The sequence below is a fragment of the Flavobacterium zhoui genome (genome assembly GCF_042787235.1).
GTDB classification, from domain to species: Bacteria; Bacteroidota; Bacteroidia; order Flavobacteriales; family Flavobacteriaceae; genus Flavobacterium; species Flavobacterium zhoui.
On the sequence record NZ_JBHZPY010000008.1, the window covers coordinates 77,441 to 94,545 of the forward strand.

General features: G+C 32.8%; 17 protein-coding genes and 2 pseudogenes. 15 read left to right on the plus strand and 4 right to left on the minus strand.

What is annotated here, in order from left to right:
• The 6 genes from lpxA (at position 1) to ACFX5F_RS10405 (ending at position 4,385) form a co-directional block, all read left to right on the plus strand.
• Entirely contained in the window at positions 1 to 786 is a 786-nt protein-coding gene (lpxA, locus tag ACFX5F_RS10380; protein ID WP_073208626.1) for an acyl-ACP--UDP-N-acetylglucosamine O-acyltransferase, read from the plus strand.
• A gap of 53 nt (positions 787 to 839) precedes the next feature.
• Positions 840 to 1,406: an elongation factor P gene (gene efp, locus ACFX5F_RS10385; RefSeq protein ID WP_379851974.1), complete on the plus strand. Its 567-nt coding sequence runs from the start codon at positions 840 to 842 to the stop codon at positions 1,404 to 1,406.
• Positions 1,407 to 1,493: 87 nt separating this feature from the next.
• Entirely contained in the window at positions 1,494 to 2,423 is a 930-nt protein-coding gene (locus tag ACFX5F_RS10390) for a UDP-3-O-(3-hydroxymyristoyl)glucosamine N-acyltransferase (RefSeq protein WP_379851975.1), read from the plus strand.
• A gap of 1 nt (position 2,424) precedes the next feature.
• On the plus strand, positions 2,425 to 2,787 hold the full coding sequence (locus tag ACFX5F_RS10395) for a nuclear transport factor 2-like protein (RefSeq protein ID WP_379851976.1): 363 nt from the start codon (positions 2,425 to 2,427) through the stop codon (positions 2,785 to 2,787).
• A gap of 86 nt (positions 2,788 to 2,873) precedes the next feature.
• Positions 2,874 to 3,746: a succinate--CoA ligase subunit alpha gene (sucD, locus tag ACFX5F_RS10400; protein WP_035672307.1), complete on the plus strand. Its 873-nt coding sequence runs from the start codon at positions 2,874 to 2,876 to the stop codon at positions 3,744 to 3,746.
• Between the two features lie 216 nt (positions 3,747 to 3,962).
• Positions 3,963 to 4,385, plus strand: a complete 423-nt coding sequence (locus ACFX5F_RS10405; RefSeq protein WP_379851977.1) for a hypothetical protein — start codon at positions 3,963 to 3,965, stop codon at positions 4,383 to 4,385.
• 49 nt (positions 4,386 to 4,434) lie between these two features.
• Here the strand turns inward: ACFX5F_RS10405 and ACFX5F_RS10410 are convergent.
• A pseudogene (locus ACFX5F_RS10410) lies at positions 4,435 to 5,541 on the minus strand (cytochrome-c peroxidase).
• Between the two features lie 479 nt (positions 5,542 to 6,020).
• Here ACFX5F_RS10410 and fabG point away from each other — a divergent pair.
• From fabG to ACFX5F_RS10430, 4 genes are all read left to right on the plus strand, one after another.
• A complete protein-coding gene (gene fabG, locus ACFX5F_RS10415; RefSeq protein WP_379851978.1) occupies positions 6,021 to 6,767 on the plus strand; it encodes a 3-oxoacyl-[acyl-carrier-protein] reductase in 747 nt (248 codons plus the stop codon).
• Positions 6,768 to 6,870: 103 nt separating this feature from the next.
• Positions 6,871 to 8,898 (plus strand): hypothetical protein, encoded by a 2,028-nt coding sequence (locus ACFX5F_RS10420; protein WP_379851979.1) that lies wholly within the window; start codon positions 6,871 to 6,873, stop codon positions 8,896 to 8,898.
• A gap of 20 nt (positions 8,899 to 8,918) precedes the next feature.
• Positions 8,919 to 9,815: a LysR family transcriptional regulator gene (locus ACFX5F_RS10425; RefSeq protein ID WP_379851980.1), complete on the plus strand. Its 897-nt coding sequence runs from the start codon at positions 8,919 to 8,921 to the stop codon at positions 9,813 to 9,815.
• 75 nt (positions 9,816 to 9,890) lie between these two features.
• On the plus strand, positions 9,891 to 10,856 hold the full coding sequence (locus ACFX5F_RS10430) for a YeiH family protein (protein ID WP_379851981.1): 966 nt from the start codon (positions 9,891 to 9,893) through the stop codon (positions 10,854 to 10,856).
• On the opposite strand, the gene ACFX5F_RS10435 is transcribed toward ACFX5F_RS10430, so the two are convergent.
• Positions 10,849 to 11,589: a YoaK family protein gene (locus ACFX5F_RS10435; RefSeq protein ID WP_379851982.1), complete on the minus strand. Its 741-nt coding sequence runs from the start codon at positions 11,587 to 11,589 to the stop codon at positions 10,849 to 10,851. The two genes, ACFX5F_RS10430 and ACFX5F_RS10435, sit on opposite strands and share 8 nt — an antisense overlap.
• Positions 11,590 to 11,687: 98 nt before the next feature.
• Here ACFX5F_RS10435 and ACFX5F_RS10440 point away from each other — a divergent pair, with 98 nt between their 5' ends.
• On the plus strand, positions 11,688 to 12,686 hold the full coding sequence (locus tag ACFX5F_RS10440; RefSeq protein WP_379851983.1) for a zinc dependent phospholipase C family protein: 999 nt from the start codon (positions 11,688 to 11,690) through the stop codon (positions 12,684 to 12,686).
• 61 nt (positions 12,687 to 12,747) lie between these two features.
• Here the strand turns inward: ACFX5F_RS10440 and ACFX5F_RS10445 are convergent, their stop codons facing one another.
• Together ACFX5F_RS10445 and ACFX5F_RS10450 are read right to left on the minus strand one after the other, a co-directional pair.
• Positions 12,748 to 14,847: an LTA synthase family protein gene (locus tag ACFX5F_RS10445; protein WP_379851984.1), complete on the minus strand. Its 2,100-nt coding sequence runs from the start codon at positions 14,845 to 14,847 to the stop codon at positions 12,748 to 12,750.
• Positions 14,848 to 15,011: 164 nt separating this feature from the next.
• A complete protein-coding gene (locus ACFX5F_RS10450; RefSeq protein WP_379851985.1) occupies positions 15,012 to 15,290 on the minus strand; it encodes a hypothetical protein in 279 nt (92 codons plus the stop codon).
• A 37-nt stretch (positions 15,291 to 15,327) separates the two neighbouring features.
• On the opposite strand from ACFX5F_RS10450, the pseudogene ACFX5F_RS10455 reads away from it, so the two are divergent.
• The 4 genes and pseudogenes from ACFX5F_RS10455 to ACFX5F_RS10470 form a co-directional block, all read left to right on the plus strand.
• Positions 15,328 to 15,447 (plus strand): annotated as a pseudogene (locus tag ACFX5F_RS10455) (hypothetical protein); the annotation flags it as partial.
• A 20-nt stretch (positions 15,448 to 15,467) separates the two neighbouring features.
• Complete coding sequence (locus ACFX5F_RS10460; RefSeq protein WP_379851986.1) at positions 15,468 to 15,902, plus strand: thioredoxin family protein; 435 nt, start codon at positions 15,468 to 15,470, stop codon at positions 15,900 to 15,902.
• A gap of 5 nt (positions 15,903 to 15,907) precedes the next feature.
• On the plus strand, positions 15,908 to 16,897 hold the full coding sequence (locus ACFX5F_RS10465) for an FAD:protein FMN transferase (RefSeq protein WP_379851987.1): 990 nt from the start codon (positions 15,908 to 15,910) through the stop codon (positions 16,895 to 16,897).
• Entirely contained in the window at positions 16,890 to 17,099 is a 210-nt protein-coding gene (locus ACFX5F_RS10470) for a DUF4266 domain-containing protein (RefSeq protein ID WP_379851988.1), read from the plus strand. Before ACFX5F_RS10465 ends, ACFX5F_RS10470 begins: the two co-directional genes overlap by 8 nt.
• The last annotated feature ends 6 nt before the right edge of the window (positions 17,100 to 17,105 follow it).

The following is a 17,105-nucleotide window of genomic DNA, read 5'->3' on the forward strand; positions in this document are numbered from 1 at the left end:
ATGAATCAACCACTAGCATATGTTCATCCAGGCGCTAAAATTGCTAAAAATGTAGTTATTGAGCCATTCACGACCATTCATAATAATGTTATTATAGGTGACGGAACGTGGATTGGATCAAATGTTACCATTATGGAAGGGGCGAGAATAGGGAAAAATTGTAATATTTTTCCAGGTGCAGTTATTTCAGCTGTTCCACAAGATTTGAAGTTTGGTGGAGAAGATTCTTTAGCAATAATTGGAGACAATTGTACGATTAGAGAATGCGTAACTATTAATAGAGGTACAATAGCATCAGGACAAACCACACTGGGTAATAATTGTTTAGTAATGGCTACAGCTCATATTGCGCACGATTGCCATATTGGTGATAATGCAATTATTGTAAACGGAGTTGCCCTTGCAGGTCATGTTACTGTGGGTAAATTTGCAGTGATTGGTGGTTTGGCAGCAGTGCATCAGTTTATTCAGATAGGGGATCATGCCATGATATCAGGCGGGTCATTAGTTAGAAAAGACGTTCCTCCTTACACAAAAGCGGCAAAAGAACCGTTATCTTATGTTGGAATCAATTCTGTAGGGTTAAGAAGACGAGGATTTACAACAGAAAAAATTAGAGAAATTCAGGATATATACCGAATTCTTTATCAAAAAAATTACAACACAACTCAAGCTTTAGGAATTATAGAAGCGGAGATGGAAGCAACACCGGAGAGAGATGAAATTATTGATTTTATCAGAAATTCGTCAAGGGGAGTAATGAAAGGATATTCTGGAAATTATTAAAATTAATTTCAGTTAGTACAAAATAAAAATATTAATAAAAAACAAACAATATAATGGCATCTACATCAGATATTAAAAACGGATTGTGCATCAAGTACAATAATGATATATATAAAATAATTGAATTTCTTCACGTTAAACCAGGTAAAGGTCCTGCGTTTGTAAGAACCAAGCTAAGAAGTTTGACAAATGGGAAAGTTTTGGACAATACTTTTTCTGCAGGACATAAAATTGAAGAAGTTAGAGTTGAGAATCATAAATTTCAATATTTATACCCAGAAGGTGATTTGTTTCACTTTATGAATGCAGAGACTTTCGAGCAAATTTCTTTGAATAAAAACATATTAGATTCACCTGATTTATTAAAAGAAGGAGAAAATGTAATGGTAAGTATCAATACTGAAACTGATTTACCGCTTTCAGTTGATATGCCGGCTTCAGTAGTTCTTGAAGTGACTTATGCTGAACCTGGAATTAAAGGAAATACAGCTACAAATGCTACAAAATCAGCTACAGTTGAAACTGGAGCGACAGTAAATGTTCCTTTATTTATTAATGAAGGTGATAAAATAAAAATTGATACAGCAACTGGTTCTTACATGGAACGAGTTAAGGAATAGTTTTTATAAGTTTTCAGTCTCAGTAGACAGTTCGTGTCGGTAAAGATTGAAAACTGGGACTGAAAACTGAGACTAAAAACTAAAAAAATGAAATTCCAAAAAGTTTATTCTTTAGAAGAAATTGCCAATATTATCAACTGTGAATATGTTGGTGATGCTAATTTTACAGTATCTGGAATGAATGAAATCCATGTTGTTGAATCAGGTGATATCGTTTTTGTAGATCATCCTAAATATTACGACAAAGCATTAAATTCAGCTGCCACTATAGTTTTGATTAATAAAAAAGTGGATTGCCCTGAAGGGAAAGCACTTTTGATTTCTGATGATCCTTTTAGAGATTTCAATAAATTAACCAATCATTTTAAACCTTTCCAGTTTTCCAATGTGTCAATAGCCACTTCAGCTTCTATAGGCCAAGGAACTATTATACAACCAAATACGTTTATTGGAAATCATGTGGTCATTGGGAAAAATTGCTTAATACATTCTAACGTTTCCATTTATGATTATACGGTTATTGGTGATAATGTAATGATACACGCAGGTACAATTCTTGGAGCCGATGCCTTTTATTATAAGAAACGTGCTGAAGGTTATGATCAATTACTTTCCGGAGGTCGCGTGGTAATAAAAGATAATGTTGGAATTGGTGCTCTTTGTACAATAGACAAAGGAGTTACAGGCGACACTACCATTGGAGAAGGTACTAAAATTGATAATCAGGTTCACGTAGGTCATGATACCGTGATTGGGAAAAACTGTTTGATTGCTTCACAAACTGGAATTGCAGGATGTGTAATAATCGAAGATGATGTAACGATTTGGGGACAAGTCGGAACTACAAGTGGGATAACAATTGGAGCAAAGGCAGTTATTCTGGGTCAAACTGGAGTGACTAAATCTGTGGAAGGCGGTAAGTCTTATTTTGGTACTCCAATAGAAGAGTCAAGAGAAAAATTGAAGCAACTAGCTAATATCAAGAAGATCCCAGAAATTCTAAATAAATTAAAATAATATGTCTGCTAAAGAAATTGTTCAAAAATTTTATAAATCAGATGCACTGATTGACAGCGATGTCATGAAAGAATTTTTGCATCCTGATGTTCTTTTAGATTGGAATAGCAGTAAGGGATTTTTGCAACTCAATTATGATTCCTTATTGAATTTATCGCATGATTTAAGCAAAGCTTATGTTCGATCTAAAGTAAGAATAAGCCAAATAATTGCGGAAAATGATACGATTTCAGTGCGGTATTCTCATTTTGTAAAAACAATTGAAAATCCAAGAGAGGAAATGTTATTAGCTCATTTTATGGCGATATGGCAAATAAAAGACAATAAATTGTTCAGGGGTTATCAAATGAGCCAACTATCATAATTTATTTTGACAAAAAAAGGCTCGGAAATAATTTCGAAAACCTTACTTTTGCTTGACAATTTTAAAAACTACATAAAATATATATCATGAGTGTTTTAGTTAATAAAGATTCCAAAATAATTGTTCAAGGATTTACCGGAAGTGAAGGAACCTTCCACGCTTCTCAAATGATTGAATACGGTACGAATGTTGTTGGTGGTGTAACTCCAGGAAAAGGTGGGACAACTCACTTAGACAGACCCGTTTTCAATACGGTAAAAGACGCCGTTGAGCAAGCAGGAGCAGATACAACTATCATTTTTGTTCCGCCAGCTTTTGCTGCTGATGCAATTATGGAAGCTGCTGATGCGGGTATTAAAGTAATTATCGCTATCACTGAGGGAATTCCTGTAGCTGATATGATTAAGGCGAATAGCTATGTTAAAGAAAGAAATGCTCGATTAATTGGACCTAACTGCCCAGGAATAATTACTCCAGGTGAAGCTAAAGTTGGAATTATGCCAGGATTTGTTTTCAAAAAAGGAACTGTAGGTATTGTTTCTAAATCAGGAACATTAACCTATGAAGCTGCTGACCAAGTGGTAAAACAAGGATTAGGAATCACTACTGCAATTGGTATTGGTGGAGACCCAATCATTGGAACAACTACAAAAGAAGCGGTTGAACTATTGATGAATGACCCAGAAACAGAATGTATCGTAATGATAGGTGAAATTGGTGGACAATTAGAAGCGGATGCTGCTCATTGGATAAAAGCTGATGGTAACCGTAAACCAGTTGTAGGGTTTATTGCAGGAGTTACGGCTCCTCCAGGACGTACAATGGGACATGCAGGTGCTATTGTTGGTGGATCTGATGATACTGCTGAAGCTAAAAAACAGATCATGAGAGAATGTGGAATACACGTTGTGGATTCTCCAGCTGAAATTGGTAAAAAAGTAAAAGAAGTTTTAGGTTAATCTAACCGTGAATTAAATATTTTAAAAGCCTCACAATTTGTGGGGCTTTTTTATTATAAATTGAATTAAAGAAATATCTTTGCACTTTATTAAAATTCTTTGGTTTACCCAGTCAATAATAATAAGAGCAAACATAAACGAATGGTTTTCAGTGAGCCTCACGATTTTGTGAGGTATTTTTTTTGTTAAAGCCAATTCAAATAAAAATATAATAATATGTACAAAGAGTTAAAAAAATTCAAAGTTACCAATCAGTTTTCATTTACGACAGACGATAGTTTAGAAGAAGTTTGTAATGCTTCCGAAGGATCTGGAGTGTTTTTAGTGTATTCGGTAGGAGATGAGAAAGAGTTAATTATGGTTGGTTCTACTGGAACGGTTCAGAATGACGGAACTTTGAAAATTAAAAATGGTGGTCTTAAGGATAAAATCGTTGAAGGACACCAATTTGCAAAAACTGGAAGAAAATATTCTTGGCCAGCTCAAATGAAAATCGAAGACATTAGTACAATTGAAGTGGTTTGGTATGAAACTTTCAATGATAAAACTAAAGTAATCCCAACATTCGTAGAAGGACAAGTTTTGCAAAATTTCCTTGATGAAAATGAAAAATTACCAAAATGGAATGTAGCTTTTTAATACAATCCGTTTTTTAAAATAATTTAAAAGCTCCTATTTGGAGCTTTTTCTATTTAAAGGGTGTCGACCATTTTGTATCCACATATACATTAGTTCCTGATAATGTTTGAATGAAAGCGACAAGAGCGTTAACTTCGGGAGCAGTAAAATTTAATTTTTGTCCAACACCATTTGGCGCTAATCTTGGATCCAAATTTGTATTTCCGGGAGCTAAATTGATACTTCCATAATGCCCAATAACATTTTGTAGTGTTGCTAAATTTCCCGTATGCATCAAGGAACCATTTGAACTCCCATTTGGTTTGACCAGATCTCTCAATGATGGTGCTCTTGTGTTTGTGATGTCAATTCCCGGTGCGTTTAAAACACCTATAATACCATTGTTTTTTTTATTGCCATCAATATCAAACTCAGGAGCGGCATGGCAAACCGCGCATCCTACCCGTCCAGAAGTTCTATTTCCGGTTGCGTCAAAAACCGGAGGTGTTAAAAACAAATTCTTACCTTGATTTTCTTGTGCCGTAAAGTTAGCGAAGGGTTGGCCGTCATTTGCAACTAATGCTCTTCCAGCATCATATTTAGAATCAAAGGATTGAATGCTTCTTATAAATTGTGTCAAAGTCAGCTGAATCTTGCTTTCTGTAATAATTTCAGAGCCATAAGTATATTTAAACAATTCTTTGTAATAGCCAATGTTCTGCAGCTTTGCAATGAGAATTGTCAGGTTTGCATCACCTAAGGTTCCGCTAAAACCCATTTCAATATGATTTTGAATAGGTTGTGTAGTTTGCAATTCTAATGTCGCTGCTCGTTTGTCCTAAAAAAACTTGTTTTCTCTTGAAAATCTAGAATTTACCAACCTCATGGAATGTCTGGTGCTCGTTCCGTTTATTCCGTCGCTGGCAATAGCCACATCTCCAAAAGCATTTGCTAGAATGTGGAAGGAAGAACATGAAATTGTATTATTTGAGGATAAGTTTTTATCATAAAACAGAACCCTACCTAATGTCGTTCCTTTGTCAGTTACTGGATTTCCTGCAATGTTATCTTTAGTTATGTAAGAAGGGATACTTAGGTTAGCATAATTACTCAAATTATTTAAGTCAATTTTATCAGAAAAAGTAGCAGTCACATTGGGATAGGAATCGGCAATCACAGTTGTTTCAGTGCTTTCATTTTTGCTACAAGCTGTAAAAACGAGTAATCCTGCAAAAAATAATAAGGAGGAGATCTTGTTCTTATTAATTGGTTAAGTTAAAAAATGAGGTCGTTGATTCTATTTGGGTTTCTTGTATTTTAGATTGTTTTTTTTACTTTTTTTCTTAATTAGAGTCAATTTCAAATCTAGTAATTTTATTATGATTGTATCTAAATATTTTGAAGCTTTAATCACGTTAAACCGTTTTACTTAGTTTTAGGACATTTTTTTTTATAAAAGGTTTAATTGAAGCTGTAATTTTTTTTGAACCCACAATTATTGCTATATTTGACGAGTGTAAATTAGCCCTGATAGAAGTGGAAATCCTTTTTCTTGTCAGTTCGATTTCGCTTGAAAAGCGAGGAAGAGAACAAAAGAAAAAGATTGAAACGTATAGCAGGAATAGCTTCAAATAAATATTAAATTAATTTTAGAACATGAAATTACTAGAAGGAAAGGTTGTCATTATTACTGGCGCAAGTCGCGGAATTGGTAAAGGAATTGCAGAGGTTTTTGCAAAAAATGGTGCAAATGTTGCTTTTACGTATAGTTCCTCTGTTGAATCAGCTTTGGCTCTTGAGAATGAATTGAACGCTTTAGGAATTAAAGCCAAAGGATATCAATCAAACGCTGCTGATTTTAATGAAGCGCAAACTATGGTTAATGCAGTAATTGCTGAATTTGGAACTGTAGATGTTTTGATCAATAATGCTGGGATTACCAAAGATAATTTATTGATGCGTATGTCTGAAGCCGATTTTGACCAAGTAATTGATGTAAATTTGAAATCCGTTTTTAATATGACCAAAGCGATTCAACGTACTTTCTTGAAACAACGTTCAGGATCAATTATCAATATGAGTTCTGTAGTAGGAGTGAAGGGTAACGCGGGTCAGACCAATTATGCGGCATCGAAAGCAGGTGTTATTGGGTTTACAAAATCAGTTGCACTTGAATTAGGTTCTCGGAACATTCGTTGTAACGCGATTGCACCAGGATTTATCGAAACTGAAATGACGGCAAAATTAAGTGATGATGTGGTTCAAGGATGGAGAGACGGAATTCCATTGAAACGTGGCGGAACTACTGAAGATGTTGCTAATGCTTGTCTTTTCTTTGCGTCTGATATGAGTGCTTATGTGACCGGTCAAGTTATGAACGTTTGTGGAGGAATGCTTACTTAGCATAATTAAATAATCTAAAGATTTAAAAATTGGTCTGAAGAGTTATTGTTGAAATTTCATAATCTTTAAATCATTTAATCTTTGAATTTTTAAATAAAAAAGAATGACAACAACGACTATCTTATTGATTATATTTTCATTAGTTGTAGCGGGTGGTTTGTCATTTTACCAATATTTATACAATGCCAAAAACAAATTGAAAGTCAATTTGTTTTTGGCATTTTTACGTTTTGCTTCCATATTTTTGATTTTATTATTGCTTATAAATCCAATAATTACCAAAAGCACTTTAGAAATTGTAAAAACACCTTTAGCAATTGTTGTTGATAATTCCAGTTCTGTTACTTTTTTGAATGCTAAAGAGAAAGCATTGGAATTGTATAAAAAAATTAGCTCAAATGGGTCAATCCAAAATAAGTTTGATGTTCAATCCTATCAATTTGACAGTGATTTTGAGCCGTCTACAACTTTTAATTTCAAAGGAAGCCAAACCAATCTTGAAGTAATTGCCAAGAACTTAAAGAGTATTAATCGAAATGTAATTTTCCCTACAGTTATTATAACTGATGGGAATCAGACTTCGGGAAATGATTATGTATATAGTTTTGATGCTGGTAATAAAGTATATCCTGTAATAATAGGAGATACCACAAAATTATTTGACTTAAAAATAAATCAACTGAACGTTAATAAATATGCTTTCTATAAAAATAAATTCCCGGCAGAAGTTTTTTTGCAGTATTCAGGAACCAAAAATGTATCTGCCGATTTTAATATTACGCAAGGAAATTCAGTAGTAAGCAAACAAAATATTTTATTTTCTCCATCGAAAAAGACAGTAACAATAAATGTACTCTTGCCAGCCAATAAAATAGGTTTGCAAGTTTTTAAAGCTAGCATTACATCTGGAGAAAAAGAAAAAAATGCGTTCAATAATAATAAGAATTTCGCCGTAGAAGTTATTGATCAGAAAACAAATGTGGCCATAATTTCAGCTATAAATCATCCTGATATTGCTGCTTTAAAACGTGCCATAGAAACTAATGCACAACGTAAAGTTACTATTATTAAGCCAAACGATATCAAATCATTACAAGATTATAATGTTTTGATTTTGTATCAACCAACTAGCGAATTTAAGTCCGTCTTTGACACCGCTAAATTAGCAGAAATCAATACTTTTATTATTACTGGAAATAATACCGATTTCAATTTTTTGAATCAAAACCAAAGCAGTCTAACATTTAAAATGAGTGGACAAAAAGAAGATTATTTGTCTGTATTTAATTCTCAGTTTAATTTATTTGCAATTGATAATATTGGTTTTGAAAATTTTGCTCCTTTGCAAAATGCTTTTGGAACTGTAATTGCCAATGGTAATGTGTCTGTTTTGCTTTCGTCAAAAATCAGAAATATTGAAACGAGTGCTCCGTTACTTGCTTTTTCAGAAAATCAAGGAAAACGTTCTGCTTTTCTTTTAGGTGAAAATAGCTGGAAATGGCGTTTACAGAGTCATATTGATAATCAGTCCTTTGAAAAATTTGATATTTTTATAGATAAGATTGTTCAGTTTTTGGCTTCCAATAACTCCAAAAAGTCATTGGTTGTAGAACACGAAAGTTTTTATAATTCAGGAGAAGCTATTGAAATTTCTGCGCAGTATTTTAATAAAAATTATGAATTTGACGAAAAAGCACGATTGACAATTGCCGTTACCAATACTAAAACCAGACAAACTAAAAACTACGACTTGTTAAAAGGAAATAATTCTTATACGGTCAATCTTGATGGACTTTCTGCGGGAAGTTATAATTTTTCTGTAAAAGAATTAAATTCAAAAACCACTTATTCCAGTCATTTTGAAATTTTGGATTTTGATATTGAAAAACAATTTGTAAATCCCGATGTGGAAAAACTATTTCAGTTAGCCTTGGAAACTAAGGGAAAAGAGTATTATCCTGATCAGGTAGATGTTTTGATAAAATCACTTTTAGAAAATGAGGAATATAAATCAATTCAAAAAAACAACATTACCAGAATGCCTTTGATTGATTGGGTTTGGTTGTTGGTGTTGATTTCCATTCTTCTGGCGACAGAATGGTTTGTTCGAAAATACAACGGATTACTGTAATAAAATACAATAAAAACAATATGGATTTTAGACTAAAAGTATTCTTTACTGTTGCCAACAGATTGAGTTTTACAAAAGCAGCAACCGAGTTGTTTATTACGCAACCTGCCGTTTCTAAACACATTCAAGAATTAGAAGAACAATACAAAATCAAGCTTTTTGATAGAAATGGTTCGAAAATTTCACTTACAAAAGCTGGAGAGCTGTTATTAAAACACACTAAAAATATATTTAAAATTTACCGTGAAATAGATTTTGATTTGAGTGCTCTCATAAATAAACAACAAGGAATGTTACGATTGGGAGCCAGCACTACGATTTCTCAATATATAATTCCACCACTTTTAGCGCGTTTCCATCAAAAATTGCAGGATATCAAGGTTACTTTGCTTAATGGTAATACAGAGCAAATTGAGAGCGCCTTATTGAACAAAGAAATTGAAATTGGAATTGTAGAAGGGCAATCTAAAAATCAGGCTATTAATTACACCAAATTTTTAAAAGATGAATTAGTATTGGTTTGCAACAGTAAAAATCCATTGGTTAGCAAAGAAGAAATTACAAAAGAAGATCTTAAAACTATGCGATTTTTAATGCGCGAACAAGGTTCAGGAACACTGGAAGTTATCGAATATGCTTTGAGACCTTTTGAAATTAAACTTTCTCAACTGACAATTGAAATGCAATTAGGAAGCACTGAAAGTATAAAATCGTACCTGATGAATTCTGATTGTGTTGCTTTTATTTCGATTCACGCAATAAATAAAGAGTTAAAAAACAATGAATTGACTATTATTGATGTCAAGAACTTAATGATTGAACGTTTTTTTTATATCATTACTTTGCAAGGAAAAACAGATTCGCTTTCGGAGTTATTTATTAAAAACATAGCCAGTTACTATAACTTAAAGTTATAAGTCATTATTTTATACAATTGGTAACTATTGAATTATCTGTGCACCTTTGTTAGGTGATAATTTAACAGTTTTACTTTGGAAAGGAATCAATATACCAGCATTAATTCATTAAAAATCAAACCAACATTGCAACAAATTATTTTTGCTGTTTTGTTATTGGTTTGTATGACTTCATTTATTTCCCCACCAATTGCTTTATTGTTAGGTTTAATTTTAGCAAATATTTCGGGGCATCCTTTTATACATCTCAACCATAAAGCAACGAATATATTGCTGCAAATTTCGGTTGTTGGGTTAGGTTTTGGTATGAATATCACTACCACTTTATCAGCGGGAAAGGAAGGATTTCTATTTACAGTCGCATCTATTTTTAGTACTTTAATTTTAGGAACTTTTCTTGGCAGATGGTTTAACATCGAAAAGAAAACTTCCCATTTAATTTCTTGTGGAACTGCTATTTGTGGAGGAAGTGCTATTGCTGCAATTGCACCGATAATTCAATCAGATGAAAAGCAAACATCAGTTGCTTTGGGAGTTATTTTTATTCTGAATTCGGTTGCACTATTTTTGTTTCCTGCTGTAGGTCATGCATTGAATTTATCGCAAAAAGAATTTGGATTATGGTGTGCCATAGCTATTCACGACACCAGTTCTGTTGTTGGCGCTGCTAATAAATATGGTGCTCAAGCTTTACAAATAGCAACTACAGTAAAATTAGCCAGAGCTTTATGGATAATTCCAGTTGCTTTAATCACTTCAGTTATTTTTAAAAATAAATCCAGTAAAATCAAAATCCCATATTTTATAGGACTGTTTATTTTGGCCATGATTATGAATACTTACACACCTCAAACTGCCATAATAGCGCCGCATTTAGTATCAATTGCTAAAATAGGCCTTACGGTAACTTTGTTTTTAATTGGTGCAGGCTTGAATCTAAATGCATTAAAATCAGTTGGTTTCAAACCTTTATTGCAAGGTATTTCACTTTGGATTTTCATTGCAATTGGCACTCTTTCGGCAATAATTTATTTCAATTAGTTTTATGATGAAAGGTTTTTCTTTTAATAACATGAAATTGAAGTCTGATGTAATCATATAAAAGTGCCACCAAAAGAAAGAACGCGGATACAAAAAGTGTTTTCATTTCCAAGAAAATATACATAAAACCTCCCGAAAAGCATCCTAGAAAGAAAAAAATTATAATCGATAATCTTAAATAAATACTGGTCTTTAATTTTTTTGTTTCTTCCGGTTTTTTATAGAAAAAAAGTTGGGACAGCTCTATTCCCAAATCAGTAAAAAGCCCTGTTAAATGGGTTGTCCTAACCGTTGATTGTGATATTTTTGTCACTAATGAGTTTTGAATTCCCATTGCAAAAAGCATTGCAAAAGCAATCCATTTTCCTTCAAATGAAGATAATTCCGATTGCCCTCCAAAAATGCCAACACCAATCAAAACAATTATTTCTAAGGTGATGGGAATGACATGAGATAAATCCGGGTGCTTTTTCGAAATTAATTCGGCTAAAAAATTAGATACGAAAGAACCGATGAGAAAGAAAATCGTGAAAATAAAAAAGGTAAATGCAGCGGAATAATTGTGCTTCATAACCTCTTCAGCAAAATAGGCAAAATGTCCAGTAACATTAGTTGTCAATGTTTTTATGGATAAAACACCAGTTACATTTACAATTCCAGCCACAAATGACAATAAAGTAGCCAAACGTAAATTATGAATAAAAGTTCTGTTTTTTCCTTGATGACGAAACATTTCGATAGATTTTTTTTAAAATTAACAGAATCTTAAACTAGATTTTTTTTAATAACGATTTAAAGAAATACATTTGTCCTTCAAAAAAAATAAATTTAATGAAAAATTTTAAAATTAGACCTACACTCATTGCGTTATCTGTAATAAGCATTACTTTTTTTCTTTTATCATGGGGAATCGTCGGACATGAACGAATCAATAATGCTGCAGTAATGGCGCTCCCAAAACCATTACAGACTTTTTTTTATAATCATATTGATTTTATTACGCAGGAATCAACTGTTCCAGATTTAAGAAAATCTGTTTTAAGTGACAAATCAGAAGGTCCTCGTCATTATTTTGATATGGAGAATTTTGGTGCTAATGACAGTTTTCCTAAAACTATGGAAGCTGCCAAGAAAAAATATGATGAGAAATTCTTGTCGAAAAATGGAACATTACCTTGGTACATTCAGGAAATGATGGGCAAATTGACGAAGGCCTTCAAAGAAAAAAGAAAAACTGAAATATTATTCATTGCTGCTGACCTAGGACATTATATTGGAGATGCCCATATGCCATTGCATACTTCAGACAATCATGATGGTCAAAATACCAATCAAAAAGGAATTCATTCTTTATGGGAAAGCCGTTTGCCTGAATTATTTGTAAAAGATTATAAATTCAATGTAGAACAAGGTAAATATATTGAAAATGTAGATCAGGCAACATGGGATATTATTGTAGACACACATAATTTAGTGGAACCATTATTAGCTATTGACAAAAAATTAAGAACTGCGACTCCTGAAAATAAAATGTATGTTGTTGATGAAGCCGGAAAGATCGTAAAGAATAAATATGGTGGTGTTCTATATTCTGATGAATATGCAGCTAACCTTCATACGGCTTTAGACGGCATGGTTGAGAAACAAATGAAAAAAGCGATTACTGCAACGGCTAGTTTTTGGTACACTGCTTGGGTAAATGCTGGTAAACCTGATTTAAGTAACCTTGATAATGCGGCACTTACAAAACGCAATAAAAAAGGACTAAAACACGATTTAAAATCATTTAAAAAAGGAGATCTTTTTGGTTTAGAAAGCGAAAAAGAATAAATTATTTTCAGTAATTATTCTAAATGAAAATGGGTGAGACTAATATCTCACCCATTTTCATTTAGTTTACATTCTGATATTTCTTTTTCTTTAGAATATCCGAAGCCGTTTGATAATACGAAATAGTTTGATTTACTAAATCGGTTCTTTCCTTTACCAAAGGAATTTGATCGTAATAGATTTGAAAATCGGGCGCTGTTTTTTGCTCTTTTTTCAAAGTTAATTGAAATTGCTTCACTTGCTGTTTTGGCGAAATAACCGTTAAAACGTTATCTTTTATCAATCCTAAATCCTGATAAGTAGCTATTAAAGCTCTAGGCTTATAATCTGGTTTTAAGACATCCTGACCATAGAATTTACTTTGATAATTAAAATTCAATAATCCCAATAATGTAGGCATGACATCTATTTGAGACATCAACTTCGTGTATTGTTTTGGTTGAACATAACCTGGGCTGTAAATCATTGCGGGAATTCGATACTTATCAACTGGGAGTTCTGTTTTTCCTGCACTAGAAGCACAATGATCCGCAAGAATTACAAAAACAGTGTTAGCAAACCAAGGTTGCTTGCTCGCCATTTCGAAGAATTTCTTCATCGCAAAATCCGTATATTTTACGCCACCATCACGAGATTTGGCATCTCCTGGAATATCAATTTTATTATTGGGATACGTAAATGGTCGGTGATTACTTACCGTCATAATGTGGTTAAAGAACGGCTTGTTTTGCTTAGCTTCAACATTCATGACCTTAATGGCTTTATTGTACATGTCCTCGTCACAAACGCCCCATACATTCGCAAAAGTAATTTCTTCAGGAGTGAATGTTTTTTTATCCACTATTCCGTAGCCATTTCCGGTATAAAAATCTTCCATGTTATCAAAGAAAGCATCACCACCGTAAAGGAATTTTACATTGTATCCTTTCTGTTTAAAGATATTTCCAGTTGAAAATTTGTTCTTATTATCTTCTCTTTTTACCACACTTTCACCAGCAGTAGGCGGGAAACACAAAGTTACGGCTTCAAGACCTCGAACGGTTCTATTCCCCACGGCATAAAGATTAGTAAACATTAAACTTTTTGTTGCTAAACTATCCAAGAACGGAGTAAGATTTGACTCATTTCCGTATGCTTTCATAAAATCAGCACTATAGCTTTCGATAGTGATTAATACAACATTCTTATGATTTTCGGCTGCTTCACTTTGAATTTTCCTTAAAGAAGTTTCTCCTGAAATTCCAGGAATTTGTTCTTGCAACAAAGTATATGCTTCTTTTTCTGGTAGTGTTTTATAGAATTTAAAATAGTCTAATTCACTATTTTTAAAGGCTAAAAAGAATTTATATATTCCATTCGCTTCTAATTCATTCGCAAAAATATTCTGAGAATTTTCCTGAGTCGCTAAAACTGGTATTGCGAATAAAGAAAGACCAAAAAGAGTAAGATATATTCCGGATAGTTGTATTTTTTGAATAAAAGAAGGGATGTTGTCAATATAACTTCGCGATCTTCTTACAATTATATAGGTTATTAAACCCGCAACAATAAACAATGCGCTGAATATAGGAATAACAGGGTAAGACTGCATGATATTTCCAATAACCTCATTGGTATAAACCAAATAATTTACGGCTATAAAATTATATTTTACACCAAATTCATTCCAGAAAAAGTATTCACTGATTCCATTTTGCAAAATTAAAACGACATACAAGAAAATGACAAATGTGAATAACCAGAACCTGATTTGACTGCGATATTTTGGTAAAAATAACAATAAACCAAATAAAATTGTTTTTATGGCAATGAAAGCAATTCCAATTGTAGGCAAAGCTCCGCCATATTCATTAAGAATCGTGTTGCCAAATGACACATATAACAAAAAAGCTACTAATAATCCGAAAAAGAGGTAGCCGTAAGGGTTTAAGTATTTTGAATTGGAAATAAAAATCAGGTATAACCATAAAAAGCCACTCACCAATACAAAAATGAAAAAGTCAGAAATCAATCCAAAACCGAATATTTTAATGATATCGATAAAACTAAATGAGCTTTGAGTAATGGGATGAAACAGTAGAACTATTCTTAAAACAATGCTTACAATAATATAGAAAAGCATAAGATTGTAAAATGGAGAGAACTTCTTTGAAAGCGTCATAAGGATTTATTTTTTACAAAAATACTAATTTGAAACAATAAAAGCATTAATTACTAGATGTATTGCCTTCTTAATTTTAGCTTAAGAAGGTTAATTTTTAACAATTTTCTTTTATATTTAGAGTTAATTTGTAGAGTAGTAATAGTATTATTAAAAAAAAAAAATTAATATGAATAGGAAAGATTTTTTTCAAGAGTAGGATTTGGGGCAGCAGCCGTATTAGTGCCTGCTTGCATCGCAGGATTAGCTTCTACTTGTTCTAGTGACAATTCCACTACACCGTCACCAGCGCCTGCGCCAGCTGGAGTAGATTTTATACTTGATGTGAGTACCGGTTCATTAGCTTCAAGTGGAGGGTTTTTAGTATCGCAAGGCATTGTTGTTGCAAGGACTAATTCAGGACCTTTCATTGCCGTATCAGCTGCATGTACACATGAAGGCACTAATGTAAATTAAGTTGCTTCAGCAAATGATTTCCTTTGTCCAAATCATGGTGCGCAGTTTAGCAGTACCGGTGTAGTTGCTCGAGGTCCGGCAAACACAAATTTGAAGCAATACAATACTTCATTGACCGGAAACTCTCTTAGAGTCTATTCATAAATAAAAAACGAAAATTAATCATGAAAAAAATATTCTTAGTAATGTTGCTTTTTTTAGTAACAATTGGTTATTCGCAGGAATGGAAAACTAATTTTGAGATAGCAAAAACAGAAGCAGCTATACAGAATAAGAATATTCTCCTTGTTTTTTCTGGTTCAGATTGGTGTGGACCATGTATTAAATTAGATAGAGACATCTGGAAATCGACCGAGTTTATGGAATATGCAAAAAATAATTTAATCTTAGAACGTGCTGATTTTCCAAAGAAAAAACAAAATCAATTGTCACCAGAAATAAAAAAAATGAATCAAAGTTTAGCTGAAAAATATAATAAAGATGGGATGTTTCCATTAGTTATTGTTTTGGATAAAAAAGGTAAAGTACTAGGGAAAACAGGTTATAAGAAAGTTTCTCCTACAGAATATATTGTGTTGCTTAAATCATTTATCAAATAAAAATAATGAGATTAATTGTTTCTATTTCTTTTCTCTTTGCGGTCACTGTAGGAACTGCTCAAGTGACTCAAAAAAGGACTTTATCTATGTTAGGCAGCCCTTTTGAGATGACTGTTGTTGCAAAAGATATTCCAGAGGCAGATTTTTATATCGATATGTCGGTTGCTGAAGTATCTCGCATTGAAAATCTAATTTCAGATTGGATCCCAACAACTCCAATTTCACAGGTTAATAAATTTGCAGGTATAAGACCAATTAAAGTTCCTCAGGAAGTTTTTGATTTAGTGGAGCGCTCGATAGAAATATCAAAATTAACCTCAGGTGCTTTTGATATCAGTTATGCTTCTATGGATAAGATCTGGAAATTTGACGGAAGTATGACCAAAATGCCTACTCCACAAGAGATCAAGAATTCTGTTTTAAAAGTGGGATTCAAAAATATAATTTTAGACCATAAAAACAGTACTATTTTTCTAAAATTCGAAGGAATGAAACTGGGCTTAGGAGGAATTGGACAGGGATTTATAGCAGATAAAATTAAATCTTTACTTATTTCAAAAGGTGTAGTCGCCGGAATCGTAAACATCTCAGGAGACATTAATACTTGGGGAAAACAAACCAATGGTGAAAAATGGAAAGTTGGGATTAAAAATCCTTTAAACAAAAATAAAATATTTGCAACATTTCCATTAGAGGACAGCGCTGTAGAAACATCCGGAAGCTATGAGAAATTTGTAACTTTCAACGGAAAAAGATATTCACATATAATTGACACTAGAACAGGCTATCCTTCATCAGGAGTTATAAGTGTATCCGTTTTTGCAAAAACAACTGAATTAGCCGATGCTTTAGCAACGGGTATATTTGTGCTGGGAGTTGATGTTGGATTGGATTTAGTGAATCAATTACCGGGAATTGGTTGCATTTATGTAGATGATAGTGGAAAAATATTTTCCTCAAAGAATATAGATTTAAAAAAATATAAAGATGAATAAAATAGCACTTTTTATAATTTTATTAGTGGTAATGCAATCTTGTGTAGCGGTAAAAGAATATGATAAACAATACATCAATGATCCGGATATGAAATTAAGTGCAAAAACGGCTGAACGATATGAGACGGCATTTCAAGTTTATCGGGAAGCTGCCGCTGGAGCAAATGGAGGAAAAACAGGTGGTGGTTGTGGTTGTAATTGAGTAAGG